This window comes from bacterium, from assembly GCA_024228115.1.
GTDB lineage: Bacteria > Myxococcota_A > UBA9160 > UBA9160 > UBA6930.
Genome location: JAAETT010000109.1, coordinates 1 through 22,678 on the forward strand (window position 1 = coordinate 1; position 22,678 = coordinate 22,678).

At 63.7% G+C, this 22,678-nt stretch carries 21 protein-coding genes and 1 pseudogene; 11 read left to right on the forward strand and 11 right to left on the reverse strand.

Features of this window, described 5'->3' with window-relative positions; translation table 11 throughout:
* The first annotated feature begins 141 nt into the window (after window positions 1-141).
* Genes GY937_05660 through GY937_05670 form a run of 3 tightly spaced genes read left to right on the forward strand, consistent with a single transcriptional unit; the run spans window position 142 to window position 1,643 of the window.
* Complete coding sequence (locus GY937_05660) at window positions 142-600, forward strand: cytochrome c (GenBank protein ID MCP5056199.1); 459 nt, start codon at window positions 142-144, stop codon at window positions 598-600.
* Between the two features lie 2 nt (window positions 601-602).
* On the forward strand, window positions 603-1,169 hold the full coding sequence (locus GY937_05665) for a hypothetical protein (GenBank protein MCP5056200.1): 567 nt from the start codon (window positions 603-605) through the stop codon (window positions 1,167-1,169).
* 3 nt (window positions 1,170-1,172) lie between these two features.
* Window positions 1,173-1,643: a hypothetical protein gene (locus GY937_05670; protein MCP5056201.1), complete on the forward strand. Its 471-nt coding sequence runs from the start codon at window positions 1,173-1,175 to the stop codon at window positions 1,641-1,643.
* On the opposite strand, the pseudogene GY937_05675 reads toward GY937_05670, so the two are convergent.
* From GY937_05675 to GY937_05695, 5 genes and pseudogenes are all read right to left on the reverse strand, one after another.
* Window positions 1,640-2,026 (reverse strand): annotated as a pseudogene (locus tag GY937_05675) (hypothetical protein). The gene GY937_05670 and the pseudogene GY937_05675 sit on opposite strands and share 4 nt — an antisense overlap.
* A gap of 67 nt (window positions 2,027-2,093) precedes the next feature.
* The gene (locus GY937_05680; GenBank protein ID MCP5056202.1) at window positions 2,094-3,083 is read right to left on the reverse strand and encodes a hypothetical protein; all 990 of its coding nucleotides are present in this window, start codon (window positions 3,081-3,083) and stop codon (window positions 2,094-2,096) included.
* Window positions 3,080-3,910 (reverse strand): hypothetical protein, encoded by an 831-nt coding sequence (locus GY937_05685; GenBank protein MCP5056203.1) that lies wholly within the window; start codon window positions 3,908-3,910, stop codon window positions 3,080-3,082. Before GY937_05685 ends, GY937_05680 begins: the two co-directional genes overlap by 4 nt.
* Before the next feature lie 56 nt (window positions 3,911-3,966).
* Window positions 3,967-5,106, reverse strand: a complete 1,140-nt coding sequence (locus GY937_05690) for an acyl-CoA dehydrogenase (GenBank protein ID MCP5056204.1) — start codon at window positions 5,104-5,106, stop codon at window positions 3,967-3,969.
* Window positions 5,107-5,142: 36 nt separating this feature from the next.
* Entirely contained in the window at window positions 5,143-6,360 is a 1,218-nt protein-coding gene (locus GY937_05695) for an acyl-CoA dehydrogenase (protein MCP5056205.1), read from the reverse strand.
* Between the two features lie 151 nt (window positions 6,361-6,511).
* On the opposite strand from GY937_05695, the gene GY937_05700 reads away from it, so the two are divergent.
* The gene (locus tag GY937_05700; protein ID MCP5056206.1) at window positions 6,512-6,652 is read left to right on the forward strand and encodes a hypothetical protein; all 141 of its coding nucleotides are present in this window, start codon (window positions 6,512-6,514) and stop codon (window positions 6,650-6,652) included.
* 42 nt (window positions 6,653-6,694) lie between these two features.
* Here GY937_05700 and GY937_05705 read toward each other — a convergent pair whose 3' ends face one another.
* The 3 genes from GY937_05705 to GY937_05715 form a co-directional block, all read right to left on the reverse strand.
* Entirely contained in the window at window positions 6,695-7,555 is an 861-nt protein-coding gene (locus GY937_05705; protein MCP5056207.1) for an LLM class F420-dependent oxidoreductase, read from the reverse strand.
* Window positions 7,556-7,624: 69 nt separating this feature from the next.
* A complete protein-coding gene (locus tag GY937_05710; protein MCP5056208.1) occupies window positions 7,625-10,018 on the reverse strand; it encodes a CoA transferase in 2,394 nt (797 codons plus the stop codon).
* A 77-nt stretch (window positions 10,019-10,095) separates the two neighbouring features.
* A complete protein-coding gene (locus GY937_05715; GenBank protein ID MCP5056209.1) occupies window positions 10,096-11,505 on the reverse strand; it encodes an MFS transporter in 1,410 nt (469 codons plus the stop codon).
* Window positions 11,506-11,551: 46 nt separating this feature from the next.
* Between GY937_05715 and GY937_05720 the strand changes: the two genes are divergently transcribed.
* The gene (locus GY937_05720; GenBank protein MCP5056210.1) at window positions 11,552-13,177 is read left to right on the forward strand and encodes a glycerol-3-phosphate dehydrogenase/oxidase; all 1,626 of its coding nucleotides are present in this window, start codon (window positions 11,552-11,554) and stop codon (window positions 13,175-13,177) included.
* A gap of 72 nt (window positions 13,178-13,249) precedes the next feature.
* Here GY937_05720 and GY937_05725 read toward each other — a convergent pair whose 3' ends face one another.
* A complete protein-coding gene (locus tag GY937_05725) occupies window positions 13,250-14,623 on the reverse strand; it encodes a sulfatase (protein ID MCP5056211.1) in 1,374 nt (457 codons plus the stop codon).
* Window positions 14,624-14,803: 180 nt separating this feature from the next.
* On the opposite strand from GY937_05725, the gene GY937_05730 reads away from it, so the two are divergent.
* The 6 genes from GY937_05730 to GY937_05755 are packed head-to-tail and all read left to right on the forward strand — an operon-like array spanning window position 14,804 to window position 20,856.
* Window positions 14,804-16,627 (forward strand): hypothetical protein, encoded by a 1,824-nt coding sequence (locus GY937_05730; protein MCP5056212.1) that lies wholly within the window; start codon window positions 14,804-14,806, stop codon window positions 16,625-16,627.
* Window positions 16,624-17,460: a class I SAM-dependent methyltransferase gene (locus GY937_05735; GenBank protein MCP5056213.1), complete on the forward strand. Its 837-nt coding sequence runs from the start codon at window positions 16,624-16,626 to the stop codon at window positions 17,458-17,460. Before GY937_05730 ends, GY937_05735 begins: the two co-directional genes overlap by 4 nt.
* A 52-nt stretch (window positions 17,461-17,512) precedes the next feature.
* Window positions 17,513-18,655 carry a dTDP-4-amino-4,6-dideoxygalactose transaminase gene (gene rffA / locus GY937_05740; protein ID MCP5056214.1) on the forward strand — a complete coding sequence of 381 codons (1,143 nt, stop codon included), beginning with the start codon at window positions 17,513-17,515 and terminating at the stop codon, window positions 18,653-18,655.
* A complete protein-coding gene (locus tag GY937_05745) occupies window positions 18,652-19,383 on the forward strand; it encodes a GNAT family N-acetyltransferase (GenBank protein MCP5056215.1) in 732 nt (243 codons plus the stop codon). The genes rffA and GY937_05745 overlap by 4 nt, the downstream gene beginning before the upstream one ends.
* On the forward strand, window positions 19,380-20,351 hold the full coding sequence (locus GY937_05750) for a glycosyltransferase family 2 protein (protein MCP5056216.1): 972 nt from the start codon (window positions 19,380-19,382) through the stop codon (window positions 20,349-20,351). Before GY937_05745 ends, GY937_05750 begins: the two co-directional genes overlap by 4 nt.
* Before the next feature lie 46 nt (window positions 20,352-20,397).
* Entirely contained in the window at window positions 20,398-20,856 is a 459-nt protein-coding gene (locus GY937_05755; protein MCP5056217.1) for a DUF3237 domain-containing protein, read from the forward strand.
* Here GY937_05755 and GY937_05760 read toward each other — a convergent pair.
* The gene (locus GY937_05760; protein MCP5056218.1) at window positions 20,853-21,698 is read right to left on the reverse strand and encodes an alpha/beta hydrolase; all 846 of its coding nucleotides are present in this window, start codon (window positions 21,696-21,698) and stop codon (window positions 20,853-20,855) included. The genes GY937_05755 and GY937_05760 overlap by 4 nt on opposite strands.
* Window positions 21,699-21,703: 5 nt before the next feature.
* Window positions 21,704-22,573, reverse strand: a complete 870-nt coding sequence (locus tag GY937_05765) for an SDR family oxidoreductase (protein ID MCP5056219.1) — start codon at window positions 22,571-22,573, stop codon at window positions 21,704-21,706.
* Between the last annotated feature and the right edge of the window lie 105 nt (window positions 22,574-22,678).

Below are 22,678 nucleotides of genomic sequence, written 5' to 3' on the forward strand. Positions count from 1 at the left end.
ACACTACCTCGCGGCTCTCGATCGCGAACTCGACACCGATCCGACCGACACCGATTCGCCGTTCTGACGAGAAACCAGCACTCGCGCGCGACCACGGCTAGATGATCAGATTTCTACGGTTTCTCGTGATCGCCAACAGGGATGGCCCATCGCATGGTGTTGACGGCGTTTCTCACACTCGCGCTCGCGGGGTGCCGAACGGCACCAGTTTCCGAGGCGCCGCAATCCTACCGATCCTACGCGGACGCCCGGGAGGTCATGAAATGGATCCTGGATCCGGCGACGGATGTCATCTGGGATTCCGCGGGGACGATCATCACGGCCGAGGGTCGAATCGAGCTTGCACCCACGAGCGATGAAGACTGGGAGCGGGTTCGTGCCAACGCGGCGATCGTTGCGGAGGCCGGCAATCTCCTGATGTTCCCGGATCGCGCGAAAGGGCCGGCCTGGGTCGGTTACGCCAAGGCGCTCCGCGGGGCGGGCGAACTCGTGATGCGTGCGGCCGAACTGAAGGACGCCGACCAACTCTTCGACGCGGGAGGGCAACTCTACGTTGCGTGCGTTGCTTGTCACGACCAGTACTGGATCCAGGGCGAGTAGGCTTGTCTTCGATCTCTCTCTTGCCCTTCTGCGAATGGCTGGCCTCGACCCGTTGGAGCATCGACCTTCACGAGTCGCTCTACATGTATCCCCTTGTCGAAACCACCCATGTCCTTTCCTTGCTGCTCTTCGTTGGGACGGTCCTGTTCGTGGATCTACGCCTGCTCGGGTGGACGCTTCGCGACGTGCCGGTCTCGGAGGTCGTGGCCCGGATCATTCCCTGGACGGTTGCCGGTTTCGGGGTCGTCACTGTCACTGGCGTCCTGTTGTTCTATGCGATTCCCGTTCGTAGCTATTTGAGCATCTTCTTTCGCATCAAGATGATCATGCTGGTCGTGGCGGGCGTCAGCGTCGTCACCTTCCACCGGCACATGAATCGGACCGTGGCGGCTTGGGATCGAGATCCCACGCCGCCGCCGAGGGCCCGCCTGGCCGGCGCAGTTTCGCTTTTTTCCTGGGTGACGGTGACCGTGACCGGCCGAATGATCGCCTACGACTGGTTCGATTGTGATCGTGGACAGTCCGCCTTCGTGAGTTGGGCTGCTGGCTGTCCCGTGGATCTCCCCTAGCCGATGAGCCTGTTCGAAGTCTTCGACTGGCTCGAGCAGCTTCCTCCCGGGGTTGCCATCCGGGATTCGCTCTGGCTCTTTCCGGTGGTCGAAGCCGGCCATCTCCTGGGCCTGGTCATGCTCGGTGGCGCCGTCCTCGTGCTCGATCTACGGCTCCTGGGTTTCGGTCTCCGAGACCAGACTGTCGCCTATGTCGAGCAGCAGACACGCCCCTGGCTGGTCGCTGCGATTGGGATCCTGTTCGCGACCGGCATCCCGCTCTTCCTGTCGGAAGCGATCAAGTGTTACTACAGCCAGGCGTTCTGGGTGAAGATGGCTGCCCTCGCCCTGGCGTTGCCGTTCACGTTCGGCCTGCGCAACCGGGTGGTTCGCCGAGCCGGCATGCATTCCCTGAACGCGCGACGCCTGGGGATGGCTTCGATCGCGATGTGGTTGACGGTGGCAGCTGCAGATCGTTGGATCGGCTTTTCCTAGCGGCGCTCGGGTTCTCGGGGGTCGGCTCCATCCCGTGGTGCCCCGGTCCCCGACGATCCCATGAAGATCTTTCGTCCGTCCGGGAAGGTGATGTCCTTGCCGTTGGCCTTGCAGGCCGGCTTGCAGGCCTTGTCCTTGGCTTGATATCCCCGCACCACGATCTCTTCACCGATGCTCAGGGTGTTCTTGTTCAAGCCCGCTCGCAGCAGTGTGTTCGGCGTGCCGCCTTCGACCATCCAGACGATCGTGCCGCCGTCGGCCTGGGGGACGCCCAGATGAATCCAGGCGTGCGGGTTGATCCATTCGATCTTGGTGACCTTGCCTTCCAACGAGACCGGTGCGTTCCTGTCGAACTCCGCAGCAAAGGCGTGGTGGGCCTGGGCAGCGGTTCCGGCGAGCGAGCCCAGGGAGGCTGCTAGGAGAAGGATCGGAGCAGGAGATTGCATGCCATCAGTCCTCGGCTCGGGCGCCCGCAAGAATGTTCGAGAGGGAGTAGTTGCCTTCGTGGCAAGCGTACTCGTAGATCTGTCCGTCTGCTTCGAGGAAGGGGATCTCGCCATTCCAAGCCTGCTTGAAGACGCTCGGATCGTCGACCTCGAATTCATACTGGATCTCGTGTTCACCGACGCGCGTGAACCGCTCGACCACCTTCGCATCTTCCGACATGTAGAGCCGGTGGCGGAGCGAGGCCCGGAAGCCCTGGCCGGGATGAAAGTTCGTCGTTTCGACAACCAACGTGTCCCCTTCCCAATGCCCGACCGAATCGCCCAGCCAGGGACGGATGTTCGCCGGTAGATGGCTGCCGCCGATCCGGATCATCCGCACGTTGTGGTTCATCTCGACCAGGATCATGACGAAACCGGGCGACTGCACGATCTGGTAGTGGTTGTTGTAGAGCACGGGAAGCATGGGCGGGCCTCCGGTCGAGCCAAATCCCACCAGGCAGCGCTCCCCGAGCAGGCGCGACTCCGGATCGTCCGCATTACGAAGCCGCCAATACTGTTTCGCGAGGCTCGCCATCCCCCGCCACGAATAGGGAATCTTGCCATCTTCGGGTTCGACGATGAGCGAGCTGCGGATCTCGCCGTCGACGATGGCCAGTCGGCTGCCGGCGTCCATCCAGAAGGTGTTGTAGCCGCCGACGTCCTCCCCGGCCGGTAGATCTCCCTCGGGTACCTCATCGACGGCGTCGAAGAAGTCCTTGGTCCGGCCCTCGATCTGGCGCGCCTCCTCGGGTGTCAGCACCAATGCGTCGATGCCGTCGGGACGCTCGAGGCCGGTGATCGTGGCATTCGTCCAGGTGCCTTGCAGGTCCGGAGCCCCGTCGGCCATCCGCGGAAGTGTCCACGCGGTCTGCCCAGGCGCAGCCTTCGCCAGCAGGATCGTTGCGAGGATCGAAACTGCCGCGATCCGGCACGGATGCGTGAGCGTCCCCTTCATTCGAGTGGGTGCTTTCGCAGGTGTCCGTAGAGCAGTTCCTCCACGAACTCCACGCAGTTGAACTGCATCAGCTTCGCGTCGGGCTCGACATGCCTGTAGAGGGTCATGCGAATCGTCCAGGGACGGGTGAAGACCTTCGCGTCCTCGAGGGTGGCTTCGTACTGCAACGTGTTCGCGCCCGTCTTCGTGAACCGCTCGATCACCCGCAGCGCCTCGCTGTGGAAGTTGCCGGAGCGATCGAGCCAGGTCTGGTCGTTCTGCCCCGTCGTTTCGATGACGAGCGTTTCGCCTTCCCAGGTTCCGGTCGATTGCCCCATCCAGGAATCGATGGGTGCAGGCCCCGGATCCTCCATGTGAATGTGCCGTACGGCTCCTGCGTACTCATAGGCGAAGAAAATCGCGTCTTTGTTGTGGAGGATCTGGAAGGGGTAGGGCATGTAGGTCGCCCGGGGAATGCCCGGCAGATAACACTTGATCTCCGGGTCTCGGGAAAGCCAGTTCGTCCGGTTCTCCGCCCGCTTCTTCAGGGCCGCTTCCTGGTAGGGGATTTCGCCACCGACGACGACGCCGAGGCCCGCAGGGACCGCGCCGACTGCACCGAGGGCCACGACTTCCTTGGCCGGCAGCGGGCCGCGCGGGCCCTCCCGAAGAGCATGGGAGGCCTTCGCCGGATGGGCCTCGAGGCCATCGTTGGCCCGGTTCATGACCTGCCAGATGCCATTCAGATCGGGCTTGTCACCGGCCTGTCCTGGAGCGGGCTCTGCGCTCCAGGATGTCGTTGAGCAAAGGACGCTGGCCAGAAGAAGGAGAAGGACTCGCCTTGCCATGGATCGGGATCGTATCCCCGCGACCGGTGTGGGGGCAAGCGGTTCAGGCGTCCCGATCAGAAGCCCGTCAGTTGGGCGAACCGATCTCGATGGTAGGCAGCGTCGCCAAGAGCGAGCTCCGCAACTTTCGCCCGCTTCAAGAACAGGCCGATCTCTTCCTCGTCGGTCATCCCGATCCCACCATGCATTTGCAGGCCTTCGCAGGTGACCAGACTGGCCGTGTCGGAGCAGCGAGCCTTGGCCGCACTCACCAGTCGGCTGGCTCCGGGCCGGTCTTCGTCGAGCGCCCGGAGCGCGTCGAGAACGACCGCCTGGGATAGCTCGACCTCGCAGAACATATGGGCGGCTCGATGCTTCAACGCCTGGAACGTTCCGATCAGGGCCCCGAATTGCTCCCGGGTCTTCAGGTAGGTGACGGTGCGCTCGAACACCTCTGTGCTGATCCCCACGAGTTCGGCTGAGACGGCTGCTGTTGCACGATCGAAGATTCCGTCCAGCAGGTCAGCGCCAGCCCCGATTTCACCCAACACGGCGTCCTTCCGGGTGGCGACGCCGGAGAGCCGAACGCGGGCGGTGTTGCGACTATCGACCGTGTTGGTGCGGATGACCTCACAGCCCTCCGTGCCAGCGTCGACGAGGAAGAGCGTCAAGCCGTCTCGGTCGCCGGCGCTGCCGGAAGTGCGCGCTGCGACGATCAAGTGGTCGGCCACGTGCCCGTCGAGGACGAAGACCTTCTCGCCCGAGAGCTTGAAGCCATCGCTGCTGGCTTCGGCCTTGGTGGCGATGGCGTAGGGCGCGAAACGCCCGGTCTCCTGGAAGGCCAACGCGAGGATCGCCTCTCCCGCGCAAACGCCGGGCAGGATGGCCTGCTTCTGGGCATCGGTTCCGCCTGCCGCGACCAGCCCTCCGCCCATCACGACCGTGGAGAGGAAGGGGTAGGGCGCCAGGGTTCGTCCGCATTCTTCCAGCACGACCCCAAGCTCGGCGAGGCCCAGATCAGCGCCGCCGAAGGCTTCTTCGAAGGGAATTCCCGCCCAGCCGAGGGCGGCCATCTCCTTCCAGAGTTCCCTCGAGAATCCAACCGTATCCTCGCGATCGCGTAGCTCCCGCAGATGGGTCACGGGAGCGCGCTCACGGAGGAACTCCGCGGCGGTCTCCTTCAGCAGTTCTTGTTCTTCGGTCAATACCAGGCTCATGCAGGGTCCTCGTCGTTCGGATTCATCGCGATCAGCTCAGTCGGGCAGGCCAAGGACGCGTTTCGCAATCACGTTGAGCTGGACTTCGGAGGTCCCGCCTTCGATCGAGTTGCCCTTCGATCGCAACCAGCCCCGCGTTTCCAGCAGGTCGATGGGGGCGAAGCTTTCGCCGCTCCATCCCATGCCATCGGTTCCACGCACGGACATGAGGATTTCCGAGCGGCGCTTGTTCAGCTCGCTCGCGTAGAGCTTGAACATCGAGGTCGCCGGCCCTGGGCCCTGTCCCGCCTTGGCCTGCTGGCCGCTTCGCATGAGGGTGAGCCCGAAGCACAGACTGTCGAGCTCGTGTTGCGCGATGCGATCGCGCAAGGCCGGTTCCGGGAGCCGCTCGTCCTGACCGCCAAGGTAGCCGCGGGCCGTTTCGGCGAGTGCGCTCCTGGGAGCCTCTCGTTTCGCGCTCTTGTCTTTCTTGCGTCGGGGTGTCGTCTCGCTGCTTTCCGCAGGAGCCCCGGAGAGCATCTGGCGTTCGTGCTGCAGCAGCCTCTTGGCGATGGTCCAACCGCCATTCAGCGTTCCCACGAGATTGCGGGCGTCGGCCTTCACATCCTCGAAGAACACCTGGCAGAAATCAGATTCGCCGCTGATCAACTGAATCGGCGAGATCGTCACGCCGGGCTGATGCAGATCGAAGAGGATGAAGCTGATGCCGTCGTGCTTGGGCACTTCCGTATCCGTGCGCACCAGGCAGAACATCCAATCGGCGTGGTTGGCTCCGGTCGTCCAGATCTTGGATCCGTTGATGAGAAATTGATCTCCTTCCCGAACGGCGCGCGTCTGCAGGCTGGCCAGGTCCGAGCCCGAGCCGGGCTCGCTGTAGCCCTGGCACCAGTTGATCTCACCGCTGGTGATCTTCGGGAGGTGTTCGAGCTTCTGCTCCTCGTTGCCGAATTCGAGCAGTACCGGGCCCAGCATGGCCGTCCCGAAGAAGCTCACGATCGGCATGTAGCTGGCGGCGCGTCCGACTTCCTGATGGAGAACCTTCACCTCCTCCTTGGAGAGGCCACCGCCGCCGTACTCCCTGGGCCAGGTGGGGGTCGTGTATCCACGCTCGGCCACGGCGGCGAGCCAAGCGTCGCGATCCGCTTGCGTCGGCGTGGCTTCGGCGCCCTTCAGGATGGAAGCGGGGCAATTCGTCTGGAGCCACTCGGCGAACTCCTGGCGAAAAGCCTCGAGAGAGGATTCGGTGGTTGTCATGCTGTCTCCCGGCGGGATAAGATTTGACACTATAGCTGTCAAATTACGTCGTTCGCTACCCGTTGCCCTCAGCCCGTCCGACGGAAGGAAAGTATCTTGAGCAAAACCGCCGGCTGGGGTCTCGGCGCGTCATCCGGAGAAAGTCGCGCAGTTGAAGGCGGCTCTGGCAGCGCACAACGCCGAACAGATGCCTTCGATCTGGCCCAGCCAGGGATCGTTCCCGATCAACATCGACAAGGATCTCTCCGAACCCGATGCGCACGACGACGAGTACATCTACTGGTCGAATTGATCGTCGCGCCGCGGAATTCGGCTGTTCCGTCCCAGCTTTGGCTCAGAGCTTGGCGATGACGTCGTTTCCGAGCTTGTCGAGGTTCTCGACGGGGTTGCCCTGACCGAGCGCCGGAACCGGGATCACCAGTCTCTCGACGCCCAGGTCCGTGAACTTCGCAATCGAATCGAGGCCCAGGGCCGGGAACCACATCGCCGTGACCTCCACGCTCGAGAGGTCGCGCCCTTCGGCAGCGCAGGCCTCGCCGAGCTTCTCGAGCTGGCTCTCGAGCACATCGAGCTGCGGTGTCGGGGCGAACCATCCCTGGCCGTATTTCGCCACACGCTCGAAGGCCTTGCCCTTGACGCCTCCGATGATCACCGGGAAGGGGTCCTGGACGGGATTCGGATGGCTCTTGAAGCCCGTCCAATGCAGGAAATCGCTCTCGTGTTCAACGACCTCCTTGCTCCACACCTTGCGCATGGCGGACACGTAGTCGTCGAAGCGCGCACCGCGGCGTTCGAAGGGGACCCCCATGGCGTCGAACTCTTCCCTCAGCCATCCGATTCCGACGCCTAGCATGAATCGACCCTTCGAAACGAGGTCGAGGCTGGCAGCCTGCTTGGCCAAGAGGAGAGGGTTCGCCTGGGGGAGGATGTTCACGCCCGTACCGAGGCGCAGGCTCTCCGTGTGGGCTGCGACGAGCGTCAGCGCAATCAGCGGGTCGATGAAACTCGTTTCAGGGGTGGCTCCCATCTTCCCGTCCGCGCTGTACGGGTACTTCGATTGGTAGTCCGTCGGGACCATCGCATGTTCGAAGGTCCAAACGGATTCGAGGCCGACGTTCACGGCCTTCTGGGCCAGGCCGACGATGGCTTCGGGGCGGTCCGGGCCGACGTTCACGGGGATGAGGCCGAGCTTCATGCTGACTCCTCTGGGATCATGAATGGGCGGGTACGATGCCGAAGGGGGAGGCCTAGATCCAGACCTTGCTCAAAGGATCTTGAATTCCTTCGGGGGGTCCTCGATCACGTTCTCATCGATCAACGCCTCGATCTCGGCCTTTGACAGCCCGAGCAGCTCCGCGGCAATTTCGCGGGTGTGCTGGCCGAGCAATGGTGCCGGTTCCGTGATGACTTCAGGTAGATCACTGCCGAGGAATGAGGGGCCCTCGAGCATGACGGCCTCGTAATCCGGTTGCACGACGAGCTTCTGATAGCCGCGGTGCAGGAGCTGCGGATCCGAGAGATGGTGGCCTGGATGGGCGACGATTCCCGCCGGCACGCCGGCCTCCTGCAGAGTCTCCATGACGACGCGAGGCTCTCGTTCGCTCGTCCAGGCTGCGAGCTGTTCATCGATGTGAACTCGTCTTTCGATTCGCCCTTCCGCCGTATCGAGGGCCGGGTCGTGGCTCCAGGGCGGATCGCCGATGGCCTTCCGAAGCTGCTGCCACTCGGCGTCCGAGCGCACGTTGATGACGCACCACTCATCCTCGCCTTCGCAGGGGAGGCAGCTCCACGGAGCACCGCGGGAGCTTGCGTTTCCGGCGGGATGAACACTGCCGGGAGCCAGGCTCTCGAGGGCGAACAAGTCCGACATCAGGCCGATCGGCGTTTCGAATTGGGCCACATCGTGGTGGGAGCCCCTTCCGGTTCGTTCCCGAAGGATCAGTCCGGCCAGAGCCGTCATGGCTCCAAGGCGCCCCACCAGGTGGTCTGGATGCACGGCCGTCGAGCCTGCCGGGCGCTCCTCGTCTTCTTCATAATTCCACAGGTGTTGGAGGCCACTCACGGAATGGGTATTCGGGCCGTAGCCAATCCAGTTCTTCCAGGGTCCGTGGCTGCCGACACTCTGACTCGAGAAGCTGACGATGCGAGGGTTCAGTTCGCGTAGCTGCTCGGCGCCGAGGCCAATCTTCTCCATGGCGCCCGTGCCGTTGTTCTCGATAAAGACGTCGGCCTTCTGCACGAGCTGCGCCACAAGTGCGCGCCCCTTCTCCGTTCGCAAGTCGACCCCGAAGCTTCGCTTGCTGCGGCTCGACGAAAGAAAGGATGGGTTCATGTAGCTGCTGATGATGACGCGGATGAAGTCGGGTGTATCACTGGATTCGATCTTGATGACGTCGGCGCCGTATTCGGCGAAGAGCCGCCCGACTTCCACGCCGACCGCGCCAATGCCGCAATCGATCACACGGAGGTCTTCGAGGGGCTGGCCAGCAGCGGAAGGGCAGGGGCTGCGCGTCAGGAGGGTCTCGAATTCCTGGCGCGCCGCAGATTCCGTCCAGCCGCTCTCCCCCAGCTCACCGAGTTCCGGTGGGCCGGTCTCCGGCCCCGCACGTTCCCCATCGATGGAAACGAATCCCGAAGCTACCGAGGCCAGGATCCCTGGTGCGACGGACAGCTTCCGAAAGGTTCCTCGTGCCGTCGTATGCTCGTTCTCCAGAACTTCGCTCGGCCGTAGTAGCGGCGTTGCGGGGATGCCGCGACGCTGGGCCTCCACGGCGATTTCGGTCTTCTTCTTGTCCGCGAAGAAGCGCTCGAGCACGGGCACGATCTTGTCCAGGTCCACCAGGCGGTTGATGAACTGGTCGTATTTCGGATCCTCGATCTCCTCGGGATTCCCGACCCAGTCCTTCAGAGCCCGCCAATGCCGGGGAACCAGGATGATCATGCGGATGAAACCGTCGGCGCATTGGTAGAGCGTGTAGATGCCCGTGCCAGCGCGGTGCCCGAGGTTTGGGTTCAGCGAGTAGTTCGGCAGGGACCAGTCGCTGAGCCCGGACGTCGCGTCCATCGTGGAGACATCGATGTGTTGGCCGACGCCTGTCTTCATGCGCTTCAGGAGCGCGAGCAAGCTGCCCACCGCGCCTGCGATTCCGGCGACGTCGTAGGCGAGGCTTCCCGGGATCATCACCGGCGGCTTCTCGGCGATACCGGCGCGGTGGAGGATGCCTGCCATGGCGACGCCCACCATATTCGTTCCTTGATAGGTTGCGTAGGGACCGTCCTGCCCGAAATCGGTGATCGAAGTGATGATCAATCCCGGGTGCCGTTTCCGGAGTGCGTCGGCGCTGAGGCCGAGGCGCGCGAGGGTGCCTGGTTGAGTCGATTCGATCAGCACGTCGGCATCGTCCAGGAGCCCATGTAGCCGCTCGCGACCAGCCTCGGTTTCCAGGTCTGCGACGACGCCGCGCTTGCCGGCGTTGCGCACGGCGAAGTAGAGGCTCGTCCGACCATCCGGTGTGAAGGGCGGCAGACTTCGGGAAAGGGCACCTTCCGGGGGCTCCAGGCGGATGACCTCCGCACCGAGATCTGCCAGCAGCCGGCCGCAAAGCTCACCCTTTTCGTCAGCCAGATCGACTACGCGCATTCCGCAAAGCGGCTTCATCCCTGTTCCCCTTTGTGCCCTGAACGACAAAGTCTGCGGGAACTTCGGAAGGCTTGCCAACCGCCCCCCACGATTCGCTAGCGATCCTGGACGGCGCGCATCGAGGCCTCGTAGGAGACGCGATCGATCCGATAGGAGGTGTAGGCCCAGATTCCTGCGGCCGCGACGGGGGCCGCCACCAGGCTGAGCAGCCCGAGGCGCTGGATCAGAGCGGGCGCGATACTGGCCGGATCTGCCTGTAGCGGGAATGCGATCAGGTCGATCCCGGCACCCGCCAGGAAGTGTCCGCCCGCCGAGCCCAGCTTTCCCGAGAACGCGACCGCTGCGAACAGGATCCCCTGCTGGTTCCTGCCGGTACGGTTGAACTGGTCCTGGGCCACGTCGGCCATCATCGACCCCGCCGAGGTGTAGCCGACACCGGCGGCCGCGCCGATGGCGAAGAGCAGTACGAAGACCGTCTGGAAGAGCAACGCGGAACCCGTGGGCGGCATGGCTCCGGCCATCCGGCCGAGGACGGCGACATGGCTGAGCACGCCGGAGACGATGCAGGCGGCGATCAACGCCGGCTTCTTGTCGAAGCGCTGGTGCAGGACGCCCGACGCCGCGACACCGATCACGAAGCCAACGGCGGTCGGTGCGATCAACGTCGAGATCTGGCCCGTTCCGAAGCCCCAGAAGAACACGTTCAGGTGTGTTCCCAGGGTGTTGCCGATCGAGATCGAAATAGCAAAGAGAGAGAAGCCGACGAAGAGCGAACGAAAGGAGGGGTTCCGCCAGGCGAGCAGGAACTCCTGGTAGGTGGCGCGAAGCGAGAAGGGATGGCTCTCGGCGGGCGGACCCGGAAGATGCGGGATCTCTTTCCGCGTGCCCCAGGCGGAGTACCAGATCGTGAAGAACATGATGGCGGCACTGAAGGTGGCGAATGCGGGGTAGCCCTCGGGGTTGAGCAGGCCGTTGGCGAACTCGGGGGTCTCGGGGAAGAAGAGCCAGATCCCGAAGCCGATGACGCAGAGTGCCCCGAGCATTCCCGAGAAGGTTCGCCACTGGACGACGGATGTGCGTTCCGCGTAGTCGTCGCTCAACTCCGCACCGAGCGCCATATGCGGTACGTGATAGATCGTCATCGAACCGCGAACGAGGACCGCGAACACGAGGAACCACGCGAACAAGCCGGCTTGCCCCAGGCCTTCGGGCGGGAAGAACAGCAGGTACCAGCACAAACCAAGGGGCACGGCCGCCGCATACATGAAGGGGTGTCGCCGTCCGAGGCGGGATTTCCAGTTGTCGGAGACATGACCCGCGACCGGGTCCGTTACGGCATCGAAGACCAGGGCGATGGCGACGGCTGCTCCCGCCAGAGCGCCGGAGAGGCCGAGCACCTGGGTGAAATAGAAGAAGACGATGTAGTCGAAGCCTCGCGACTTGATGCCTTCCGCGATTTGTCCGAGGCCGTAGGCGAATTTGGTGGCGACCGGGAGGGTTTTCAAGGCGGGGGAGAGGGTATCGGATCTGCCCGCTACATTGCCGTCGGTCATGAGTCTGCGAGAAAACAACATCGAGAAGCTCGCTGGGGGCGATCATGACGTGCTGATCCTCGGCGGCGGCATCAACGGCGCGGTTTGCGCTTCGGCCCTCACCACGATGGGCGCCCGCGTCGCGCTGATCGATCGGGGCGATTTCGCAGGGGAGACCAGCCAGGAATCCTCGAATCTCGTCTGGGGCGGGATCAAGTATCTCGAGAGCGTCGAGTTCGGGCTCGTGCGGAAACTCTGCGTCTCGCGCAATCAGCTGATCCGCACGTATCCGTCCAGCGTGAAGGAGGTGCGCTTCTTCACGACCCTTGCGGCGGGTTTCCGCTGGGGGCGCCTCAGCTTGTATGTCGGGACCCTCATCTACTGGTTGTTGGGAAGCTTCTCTACGCGGGGCCCGCGATTGCTGAGCAAGGCCCAGATTCGTGCCGAGGAGCCGACGATCAATCTCGAAGGAATGGCCGGAGGCTTCGAATATTCCGACGCCTATCTGGTCGACAACGATGCGCGCTTCGTCTTCAACTTCATCCGCGCCGCGATCGACCACGGCGGCATCGTCGCGAACTACGTCGAATCCAGAGGTGCGACCCGTTCGGAGGATGGTCGTTGGTCGACTCAGGCGTGCGATCTCGAAACCGGCCGGGAGTTCGAGATCCGCTCGAAGGTCATCTTGAACGCGTGCGGCCCATACGTGGACGCCCACAACACGCTCACCCATCAGACGGGAGCCCACCGCCACGTATTCTCGAAGGGCGTGCATCTCCTGGTCGACCGGATTACTCCCATCACCCGGGTGCTGACGTTCTTCGCCGATGACGGGCGCCTCTTCTTCATCCTGCCGATGGGTCCGAAGTCCTGCATCGGCACGACGGATACCCGCGTGGAAGAGCTTCCGGCCGAAATCACGCCTGAAGACCGGCGCTTCATTCTCGACAATGCGAATCGGCTCCTCGATCTCGAGAAGCCGCTTACGGAGGCCGACATCATCGCGGAACGCTGCGGTGTGCGACCCCTGGTCATCGAGGTAGAGGGGCACGACCGCGACGAGGGGGACTGGACTTCGCTCTCACGCAAGCACGCGATCGAGGCGAACATGGAGGAGAGCCACATCAGCATCTTCGGTGGCAAGCTCACGGATTGCCTGAACGTTGGCGAAGAAGTCGCCGAACTCGTGAGTGAGCTTGGCGTGGCGCTTCCCTACCGCGGCATGCCTTGGTACGGCGAACCGCCGGACGAGGTGCGCAGCGAGTACTTTCATCAGGCCATCCTCATGCGCCTCGATGCGATGACGGCGCCCGAATCCTCGGAGCTGCTGAGTACGCGTCTCTGGCGGCGCTACGGCGCCAGCGCTCTGCGGTTGCTCGAAGACATCCGCGAGGAGCCGGCCATGGCCGAGGTACTGATCAAGGGGACCGAGTACATCCGCGCCGAGATCCACCACGCCGCTCGCCGAGAGATGATCGTCAAGCTGGAGGACTTCCTCAGGCGCCGAAGCAAGATCGCACTCATCGAGAGGACCGAGATGATCCGGAATGCGCCCGGTCTGATGGAGGCCTGTCGCATTCTCTTCGGCTCTGCAGCCGAGGACCGGATCCAGGAGTACTTCGAGAGGAGCGAAGGGAATGCATGATCAACGGCGCCTCACGATCCTCGTCCAGGTCGTCGCGGTCCACCAACGAGGCCCATTCGGATCGAGTCTGCTCTATTCCGCGTAGCCGAGCGCCCGCAACCGTTCCATCTGTTCTTCGTTCACGCCTGGCGCGACTTTCGGCGCCGAGAGTTTCCGGCCCTTCGCGTAGGCATCCGGAAGGCCGCCCGGGTCGGGATCCGAGCGGATCAACGCGAACAAGCTTTCGGCGGGTGTGATTCCGGTCGGCCACGGACGCTTCTTCAGCTCGTGGGGGTCTTTCTCGAGATCGAGCCAGAAACCACCTTTCGGCTGCCCTCCTCCGATCGGCAGGATGACGACCCACTTGATCGCGCCGACGATCGCCGCCCGGCGCTGGTTCTTCTTCCAGGTCGCTTCCGTGTAGACCTCCCTTCCAGGGGGGATCTCGTCCGGTTTGAGGAGGTCATGGCCCCGGCCCGAAACGTCGATGCCGGAAAAACCCAGGATGGTCCCGAACACGTCGATCCCTGAGCTGAGCGCTTTGGATCGACCGGGGCGGACACCTGGCCCTCGCAGCATGAGAGGAACCCGAACGATCTCATCCCATACGTGATACCCGTGTTTGAACCAAGCCAAGTGCTCCATCATGCTCTCGCCATGGTCGGCGGTGAAGACGACGAGCGCGTCGTCGATCTTCCGGCGCTCTCCGTATCCTCGCAGGAATCGATCGACTTCACGGTCGGTGTAGGCAATCTCCTCGTCGTAGAGGTCGACGTAGGTGAGACCGTCGGTCACGCCCTCGATGCGCTGGTAGCTGAGCACCCGGTTGAGGTCGATCTCGATCGGAGTGTCATGGCGGAAGCTTCGCTTCCAGCTCGGAGGAGGATCGTAGGGGCCGTGCGGGTCGACGTAGTGAATCCAGAGAAAGAGCGGGCGATTCGGGTCGCGCTTCGATGCCAGCCACTTGAGAGCCGCAGTCGTCGTATCCTCGGCAGTTCGCTGGTAGATGTTGCGTATACCCTCCCTATCCCCGACGAAATCATCGTAGTGGTCGAAATGGCTGGCGAAACCGATCGCCTCATCGGTGAGTACGGTGTTCGAGACGAACGCGGCGCTCTGGTAGGCGTCGGGCAGGAGGTCGGGAATCAGCGGGACCCCGTCCGGAAGGAGCTGGTAGAACATCCGGACACCGTGCTCTTGAGGCAATTGCCCGCTTAGAAAGCTGGTGACGCTCACCGGGGTGTTGGCTTCGGCTGAGTATGCGCGTTCGTAGACGAGCCCCTCACGAAACCACTCGTCGAGATGCGGCGTGGTGGGCCGAGCGTATCCATACAGGCCCATGTGATCCGGGCGGAGGGTATCGACGGTGATGAGGAGGATGTCGCGGTGTGTCGTATCAGCGGGTCGTGGCGAGGCCATGACGCCAGCGATGCACAGGAGGGTGAGCGTCCCCAGCCCGAAGGCCATCCTTCTGGTCCGACTCCTCGCCGCTCCAGCTCCACCATCCGGCATTTTGCGAAGCTATCATGGGAGCCGCCCGGTTGCCCCAGGGCCTTCTGCCAGCTCTTGCCGGCGGGGCAATGTCTCTCCGTTCCGCACTCTGAACGGACTCATCCGGCCGGATGGCTGCGCAGGATCGAACCACCCATGACGGAAGCGATGACCACGGGATCGAGCCGTCTGGGACGGGCCAGCGGGGCATTGCTCATCGCAGCTGCAGCGCTTGCGAATGCGGTCTTTCTACATTGGCTTTGGAGGCAGCATCTGAATTGGGGCATCTGGGATTGGGATTTCCAGGCCTCCCTGGTCGAAGCGGCTCGCAGCAGCCTCCTCGATTTCGGGCAACTGCCACTCTGGAATCCGTGGATGGGCGGCGGGGGATCGCTGATCGGCAACCCGATGAGCAGCACGTTCAGCCCGAGTTTCCTTCCCATGCTCGCGTTCGGAACCGTCCTCGGGTTCAAGGTCTGCATCTGGATCTACCTGCTCATTGCGCAGGTCGGGACTTTCTTGTTCGCCCGCCGGATCCGTCTCGATCCCATGCCCGCGATCCTTGCGGCGCTGGTTTTCTCCTGGGGAGGTGCCTTCGCCCAACACCTGGCCCACGGGCACATCGGTTGGATCGGCTATGCCTGGGTTCCGTTCATCCTGGTCGCATTGCACGGCTCCGTGCAACGGCTCCAGCTTCTGACGATCGGGGCCGGTGGCCTTTTCCTGGCGTTCTCCTGGTTGGATGGTGGCGCCTACCACTACCTCTTCGTTCCCTTCTTCGTCGGCATCTACGCGATCGGGTTGTCCCATCAGGAACGCAGTTTGAGGCCTTTGATCGCCGTAGCGGCGTTCGGCGGGGTCGCGCTCGGCCTGGCCGCCATCGAGATCGTACCGGTCGCCGAGTCTGTCGCGCTCTTTCCGCGCAAGACCGCTTCGGTCAACAACTACTACGGTGCGCCCTTCGTTCCGACCGCCATCGACCTGTTCTACCAGGCCTTTCTTTCGCGGGATCAAGCTCATCGGCAGGAGCTGTGGATGCCTTTCATACTCAACGTCGGGAGCTATGTCGGAATCTTGCCCCTGTTGCTCGCGGGGGTAGGCGCGGCTCTACGGCCGGTCCGTGTCGTTCCCATCGCCGTGTCATTCGTGCTGATGCTCCTTGTCTGTCTCGGAGGAACCCTGCCGATCGATCTGTGGGCCCTGCTTCACCAGTTGCCGGGCTTCGATTCGATGATGGTTCCGATGCGTCTGCGAATCCTGCCTCTCTTCTGCATCGGAATCCTGGCGGGTGCGGGCTTGCAGGCGGTCAGTCGCTCGGCAGGGCTGGCCAAGGCAGGGCCAGGCCTGGCGATCGCGACCATCGCGTGGGTGGCGATCGATCTCTTCCTGGTCAACGCCCCGGTCTACAAGGTGGCCTATTCCGTACCTCCCATGAACATCGAACGCCGGGCCGATTTCGGACACCATGACCTGTCGCCCTATCGGAAGATCTACAAGCAAACCGCGCTCTATCCGCTCTGGCCGAACGTGCCCACCGCGGTCTTCCCCGCTGTCCTGGAGAACGCCGGCGTCGCACGCGAGGGCTTCCCGCTCACGTGGCCTCATCGCGCGATCCCATTCGAACACCCGAAATACCCGGGGGCCGAGATCATCTCGGTCGGGCCCGGGAGCAAGCTGCTGGGCCATTCCGTCAGCCCGAATCGCCTGTCGTTCTCCGTTCGCGGTGACGGCGGGACGGTCGTGATCAACCAGAACTACTGGCCCGGCTGGCAAGTCGTGAGTGGGGAAGCCCGCCTCGTCTACTCTCATCGGGGTCTTCTCGGAGTCTTGCTTCCAGAAGGCGAGCAGACCTTGGTGCTCGAATACCGTCCGGCGAGCTTCCGCGTCGGAGCTGCACTGACATTGGCCACGCTGTTCGGTTTCGGCGGCCTGGCCGTCTGGAGCCGCCAGAGATCGCACGCGTCTCGGGTCGCCTCATGACGGACCTCGCGCGGCTCGCACCTCGCTTGCAGCTGCGAGAAGACGGGATCTGGGTCTCGCCGGTCACGGCGTCGCTCTCGTATCCGGAAGCGGGAAACCAGACATGTCTGGAAATCGAATCCGCGGGCTCGTTCTGGTTCGGGCACCGAAACGCCTGCATCTTGGAGGCATTGCGTGCCTACCCCCCGGCAGGGAGTCTCTTCGACGTGGGCGGGGGCAACGGAGTCGTCGCTCTGGCCATCCAGGAGGCCGGCTTCGATACGGTGCTCCTGGAACCCGGTCCGGATGGGGCCGCGAATGCCCGCACCCGAGGTGTGCGCAGCGTCGCTTGTTCGACCCTCGAAGACACGGGGATCGAGCCCGGCACGCTTCCGGCGGCCGGGTTGTTCGACGTGCTGGAACACATCGAAGACGACCGGGATTTTCTCTGCGACCTGGCACGAAGGCTGATTCCGGGGGGACATGTCTACCTCACGTTTCCAGCCTACCCCTGGCTCTGGTCGGGAGAGGACGAGTACGCGGGGCATCACCGGCGCTACACGCGGAGCGGGTCGAAGCGCCTCCTGGAGAGTGCAGGCTTCGAGGTTCTCTACCAGACGTGCTTCTTCGTGCTGCTTCCGATCCCGATCCTGCTGCTTCGCACCCTGCCCAGCCTGGTCGGTTTGCGCGGTACCGATGCGCGGGAGCAGGAGGCACGGGAGCATCGTGCTCCGACGGGGCTGCTCGGCTGGGGCCTGGCCAAGCAGCAGGCTTTCGAGCAGTGGGCGATCCGTCGCGGCACCCGCCTGCCCGTCGGGGGAAGCATCCTCACCGTCGCGAAGCGTCGGCCCTGATACCGGGTAGGGCAAGCGAACGCATGTGGTAGGCTCCTTGATCGGTTCGCAGATGTATCGAATTCCCTTCGCCAAGCCCTTCATTGTCGGCAATGAACTTCGCTACATGGCTCAGGCCGTGACCCTGGGCAACATTGCTGCGGATGGGCACTTCACGCGAGAGTGTTCCGAGTTTCTGGAGCGTCTCTCCGGCTCGCATCGCGTCCTGATGACGCCTTCCTGTACGGCAGCACTGGAGATGGCCGCCCTGCTGTGCGGGCTGGAGGAGGGGGATGAGGTCATCCTTCCCTCCTACACCTTCGTTTCGACAGCAAACTGCTTCGTGCAGAGCGGAGCGCGCCCGGTCTTCGTCGATGTACGTCCCGATACCCTCAACCTCGACGAGAGCCGGATCGAAGAGGCGGTGACCCCGCGAACCCGCGCCATCTTCGTCGTCCACTACGCAGGTGTGTCCTGTGAGATGGACCCGATCATGGAGATCGCCAAGAGGCATGGGCTGCGCGTAGTGGAGGACGCCGCCCAGGGCGTGAATGCCACCTATCGTGGTCGGCCGCTCGGCGGGATCGGTGACATGGGTACCTACAGTTTTCACGAGACCAAGAATTTCACCTGCGGCGAGGGGGGAGCCCTCTGCATCAACGATCCAGAGCTGGTGGCACGCGCCGAGATCATTCGAGACAAGGGAACCAACCGTCAGGCCTTCAACCGGGGCGAGATCGGCAAGTACACATGGGTGGATCACGGTTCCTCCTACGTGCCTAGCGAACTCTCCTGCGCCTTCCTGTTGGCCCAGTTGGAACAGATGGAGCTGATCACCCAGCGGCGCCGCGAAATCTACGAGCGATATCTGGATGGGCTCGCGCCACTCGCTGCCGCCGGAGCGTTCAGCCTCCCGAAGACGCCACCGGCCTGCGAGATCAACTACCATATGTTCCAGATCCTGTTGGCGGATACGCCGACCCGGAGCGCGTTGATCGACTACCTCAAGCAGCACGGAATCCTTGCGGTCTTTCACTACGTCCCCCTGCACCTGGCTCCGATGGGGCGACGATATGGGTGGAAGGAGGGCGATCTGCCCGTTACGGAGGAAATGGCCGGCGGCCTGTTGCGCTTGCCCTTCTACTTCGAGCTCTCCGCCGACGACCAGGACGAGGTGATCGACGCCGTGCGCGAGTTCTTCGAGACCCGTTCGTGATCGTTCCGCTCGAGTGGGATTCGGCGCATTTCGGTTTTCCCGTGGCCCGGGTGGATCCGGGCGACCTTCCGCTCGCCCAGCTGGAGTCCGATCTGCGCGAGGCATCCAAGGCGGGCCTTCGGCTCGTCTACTGCATGCGGTCGATGGAGAAGGAGATTCCGGAGGAGATCCTCGCGCGTTTTGGTGGCCGCGTTCTCCCGGCCAGTGTGCTCCTTCGCAAGAGTCTCGCCCACGGGCGGAAGGAACGAAGCGACGATCTGGTGATCGAGAGTCTTCGCTGTGTGCCTCTTTCCGACGAGCTTCGACGCCTCGCACCTCTTGTCGGCCTCCACTCCCGTTTCCACGTAGACCCGGACATTTCGGAGGACGCGTTCGTCAGGCTCTACGAGATCTGGCTCGAACGCTCCCTGAGCGGCGAGATCGCCGAGCAGGTGCTGGTGGCCCGTGACGAGGACGGTGCTGCCCTGGGCCTGATCACCGTCGTGCGCCCCGACGCGGAAACCGGCCGGCTCGGGCTCGCCTGTGTAGTCGAAGCCGCCCGGGGTCGAGGGGTGGCCAGCGCGTTGGTCATCGCCGCCGAAGCTGCAATGGAGGCCGGTGGCGCGAGTCAGACAGAGCTCTTGACCCAGCTCGAAAACGACGGGGCCCGTGGTCTCTTCGGATCATTCGGCTACGAAGCTGGCACGCCCGAGCGAGCCTATCACTTCTGGTTGGATCGCATGCGATGAGCACCCCCGTCGAACTCTCCGTCGTCATCCCGTGCTACGGCTCCAGGGACACGATTCGCCCACTCGTCGAAGGCTTGACGCGCGTTCTCGACGGGGAAGGCCGCTCCTATGAGTTGGTGCTCGTGGATGATGGAAGCCCCGACGACGTCTGGAGCGTGATCACCTCCCTCCATGAGGAACACCCGGAGCACGTGGTGGGCGTCCAGCTCATGCGGAATTTCGGGCAGCACAACGCCCTGATGGCTGGCTTGCGGCGCGCCCGCGGCGCCTTGCTCGTCACCCTCGATGACGATCTCCAGCATCCGCCCGAGGAAGTACTCAAACTCGTCCAGGCGCTCGAGGAAGGCGGATTCGATCTCGTCTACGGAACCTACGAGCAGCGCCAGCACAAAGGGTGGCGCAATCTCGGATCTTCGCTGGTGACGGGCGTCTTTCGACGACTCTTCGGGGTCGCGTTCACGTTCACCTCGTTTCGCGCAATGCGCAGCGAGCTGGCCCGGAGTGTGTTCACCTACTCCTTGAATTTCACGTTCCTGGATGGCCTGTTCGCCTGGAACACGAACCGCATCGGATCCGCCCCGGTTCGGCACGAGGCGCGCCAGGAAGGCGCGTCGGGCTACTCGGTTTCCAAGCTTCTGCTCCTGTCACTGAACATGCTCACCAACTTCTCTCTGCTCCCTCTCCAGGTCGTCTCCTGGCTCGGCGTGGTCGCCGCGGGGGCGGGTCTCGGGCTCGGCGGCATCTACCTCGTCGTCAGCTTGTTCGGACTGACGACGGTGCCAGGCTATGCCTCCATCATCGTGGCCATTCTGACCCTGGGTGGAATCCAGCTCCTGGCTCTCGGTATCATCGGTGAGTACCTGGGGCGGGTGCATCTGAACATCAACCGCAAGCCGCAATACGTGGAGCGCCAGGTTCTCGACGCGGCTTCAGATGATCTGACGGATTCCGCACCCGAACGACGCTGAAGCTCTTCCAGAGCAAGGCGACGAAACACCAGAGCTGGGGAACCCGATGCCTGTACTCGAAGAACTCTGCACATTTCATGCGACCCTGAAGCCGCCCGTGGATGTCGGCGCCGTACCTTCGGGGCAGCGCCAGGTCTTCGATGTCACGGGAGGCTGGGTTCGTGGCTCGCGCATCACGGGCAAGGTGTTGCCGAGCGGAGCCGATTGGATCCTGGTCGGTGCGGATGGCGTCGGCCGGCTGGACGTCCGTGCCCTGGTCGAGACCGACGATGGTGCCCGCATCTACGCCCAATACCATGGCGTGCTCATCTTCAACGAAGCGGTGCTCACCTCCCTGGGTGGGGGCGGCGAAATGGACTTCGGAGATACCTATTTCATGACCGCGCCGCGCTTCGAAACCGGCCATCCGGACTATGCCTGGCTCAACAGCATAGTCGCGATCGGCCAGGGGAAGGTGCTCCCCGGGGCGGTCGAGTACCGGATCTTCGAAGTGAAGAACGACTAGCGCGCGCTCGCGTTGCGCCGCTCGACGCTCTCGCACGCAGCGAGCAGGGCGGGCACGAAGAGATCCGCACGGCTTACGCAGGCGCTGTGATCGCCATCGACCTCGAAGACCTCCGCGCCCGGGATCGATTCGGCCAACTTGTATTGGCGCTCCGGGGGCACCAGTTCATCACGCGTGGTGACGATCACGGCCGTGGGGACGTCGACGCTGCCGATCCAATCGTGAGAGGAGAAGCCGCTCAGGGCGTGGGTGGCCTGGATGACCGAGGCCGGATCATGGCCTTCGAACTCGCTGTGAACCCGTTCGCGAAGCTCCGGATGTTCGATGCGCGCGAGCATTCGCTGGAGGATGCGCTCGTGGGCAACCGAGGGCGCGAGGCGCGCCATGCCGGCCGCCAGGGGGAGACCGAAGCGGGGGGCGCGTGCGGTCCTTCGCGCCATGAAGTGGCGGGCGGTTGCGCAAAGCACCAGCCCCGAGACCTCCTCGGCGTGTCGCCGCCAGGTGAGGGAAGCGATCGGTCCGCCCATCGAATATCCCACGGCAATGAAACGGCTGACGCCACGCGCCGCGGCAGCGGCCGCCGCATCGTCGGCGCATTGCTCCAGGCGAAAACGCCGGGTTCGCAATCCGCGCCCATGCCCCCGGTGATCCAGGCCGAGAACGCGGAAGCGCTCCGATAGCGGCCTGAAACAGGGCCCCCAGTTCAGACGCGAAGTGGCGCCGAGGCCGTGAAGCAGCATCAACGCCGTGGCGCCCGGCGGTCCGGGAATATCGCGCACGATCGTCGAACCGTGTCTCCCGAGCCGAACCTCGTGGTCGATCGTTCCGGTCGCCGTGCCCATGGCTCCTAGCCGCTCCGGAGTTCCAGGCCGAAGAGCTCCTTGAAGCGTGCATAGTAGGCGTCGTCGTCTTCGATGGCGCCGAGTGCGATCCAATCCGCGTCCGAGACCTTCGCACGGCCGAGGCTCAGCTCATCGCCGCCCCATGCACAGGTGGTCCGGAACGGCGTGTCCGGATCACGAAGCATCTGGACGATCGTGTTCGCGACATCGTCGGCCGGGACCGCGGCTTCGATCCCCTTGGCGTAGAACTGGAGCATGCGGCGATAGGCCGCTTCGTAGACCGTGGGCACCGGATGCCCGATGTTCTTGGGCAGAATCGCCGTGCGTACGACGCCGGGCTCGAGCACGCTCACGCGGATGCCGAAGGGCGCGGTCTCCTGGGCCAGGTTCTCGCTCAAACACTCCAGGGCCCACTTGGAAGAGGAGTAGATGACCTGACCCAGGGCGGCGATCTTGCCTGCGACCGAGCTGACATTGACGATGTGTCCCGCACCGCGCTCGCGCATGCCCGGCAGGACGGCCTGGGTACAGCGGATCACGCCCCAGTAGTTGGTCTCGAAGACGAGCTTCGCCTCGTCGATGTCGATGTCCTCGACCGACGCATTCCAGCCGATCCCCGCGTTGTTGATCAAGACATCGATCTGGCTGGCCTCTGCGAGTACTTGCGCCGTTCCGCGTTTCACACTCGCGTCACTACAGACATCGAGTTCGACCGGCTGGACCTCGCAGCCGGCCTGCTTCGCGAGATCGAGCAGCTTCTCGGCTTTGCTGGTATTGCGCATGGCGGCGAATACCCGGTAGCCGGATTCGGCCAGGCGAACGGCTGCCGCACGGCCGATACCCGAGTTCGCACCGGTGATCAGGACGCTCTCCACGAGGCACCTCCTTTCGAGGGTTCGCGAAGCCTACACCAGGTTCTGGAGCGTCCCGGTGCTGAGGAGCCTGCTCCACAGCACGATCAGCACGGCCGCCAACAGCAG

Coding starts and splice junctions, on each gene's coding strand:
- rffA (MCP5056214.1), top strand. CDS start 17,513: ATGTATCGAATTCCCTTCGCCAAGCCCTTCATTGTCGGCAATGAACTT.
- GY937_05720 (MCP5056210.1), top strand. CDS start 11,552: ATGAGTCTGCGAGAAAACAACATCGAGAAGCTCGCTGGGGGCGATCAT.
- GY937_05695 (MCP5056205.1), bottom strand. CDS start 6,360: ATGACAACCACCGAATCCTCTCTCGAGGCTTTTCGCCAGGAGTTCGCC.
- GY937_05760 (MCP5056218.1), bottom strand. CDS start 21,698: ATGGGCACGGCGACCGGAACGATCGACCACGAGGTTCGGCTCGGGAGA.
- GY937_05735 (MCP5056213.1), top strand. CDS start 16,624: ATGACGGACCTCGCGCGGCTCGCACCTCGCTTGCAGCTGCGAGAAGAC.
- GY937_05730 (MCP5056212.1), top strand. CDS start 14,804: ATGACGGAAGCGATGACCACGGGATCGAGCCGTCTGGGACGGGCCAGC.
- GY937_05660 (MCP5056199.1), top strand. CDS start 142: ATGGCCCATCGCATGGTGTTGACGGCGTTTCTCACACTCGCGCTCGCG.
- GY937_05705 (MCP5056207.1), bottom strand. CDS start 7,555: ATGAAGCTCGGCCTCATCCCCGTGAACGTCGGCCCGGACCGCCCCGAA.
- GY937_05680 (MCP5056202.1), bottom strand. CDS start 3,083: ATGAAGGGGACGCTCACGCATCCGTGCCGGATCGCGGCAGTTTCGATC.
- GY937_05670 (MCP5056201.1), top strand. CDS start 1,173: ATGAGCCTGTTCGAAGTCTTCGACTGGCTCGAGCAGCTTCCTCCCGGG.
- GY937_05685 (MCP5056203.1), bottom strand. CDS start 3,910: ATGGCAAGGCGAGTCCTTCTCCTTCTTCTGGCCAGCGTCCTTTGCTCA.
- GY937_05690 (MCP5056204.1), bottom strand. CDS start 5,106: ATGAGCCTGGTATTGACCGAAGAACAAGAACTGCTGAAGGAGACCGCC.
- GY937_05710 (MCP5056208.1), bottom strand. CDS start 10,018: ATGAAGCCGCTTTGCGGAATGCGCGTAGTCGATCTGGCTGACGAAAAG.
- GY937_05755 (MCP5056217.1), top strand. CDS start 20,398: ATGCCTGTACTCGAAGAACTCTGCACATTTCATGCGACCCTGAAGCCG.
- GY937_05725 (MCP5056211.1), bottom strand. CDS start 14,623: ATGGCCTTCGGGCTGGGGACGCTCACCCTCCTGTGCATCGCTGGCGTC.
- GY937_05750 (MCP5056216.1), top strand. CDS start 19,380: ATGAGCACCCCCGTCGAACTCTCCGTCGTCATCCCGTGCTACGGCTCC.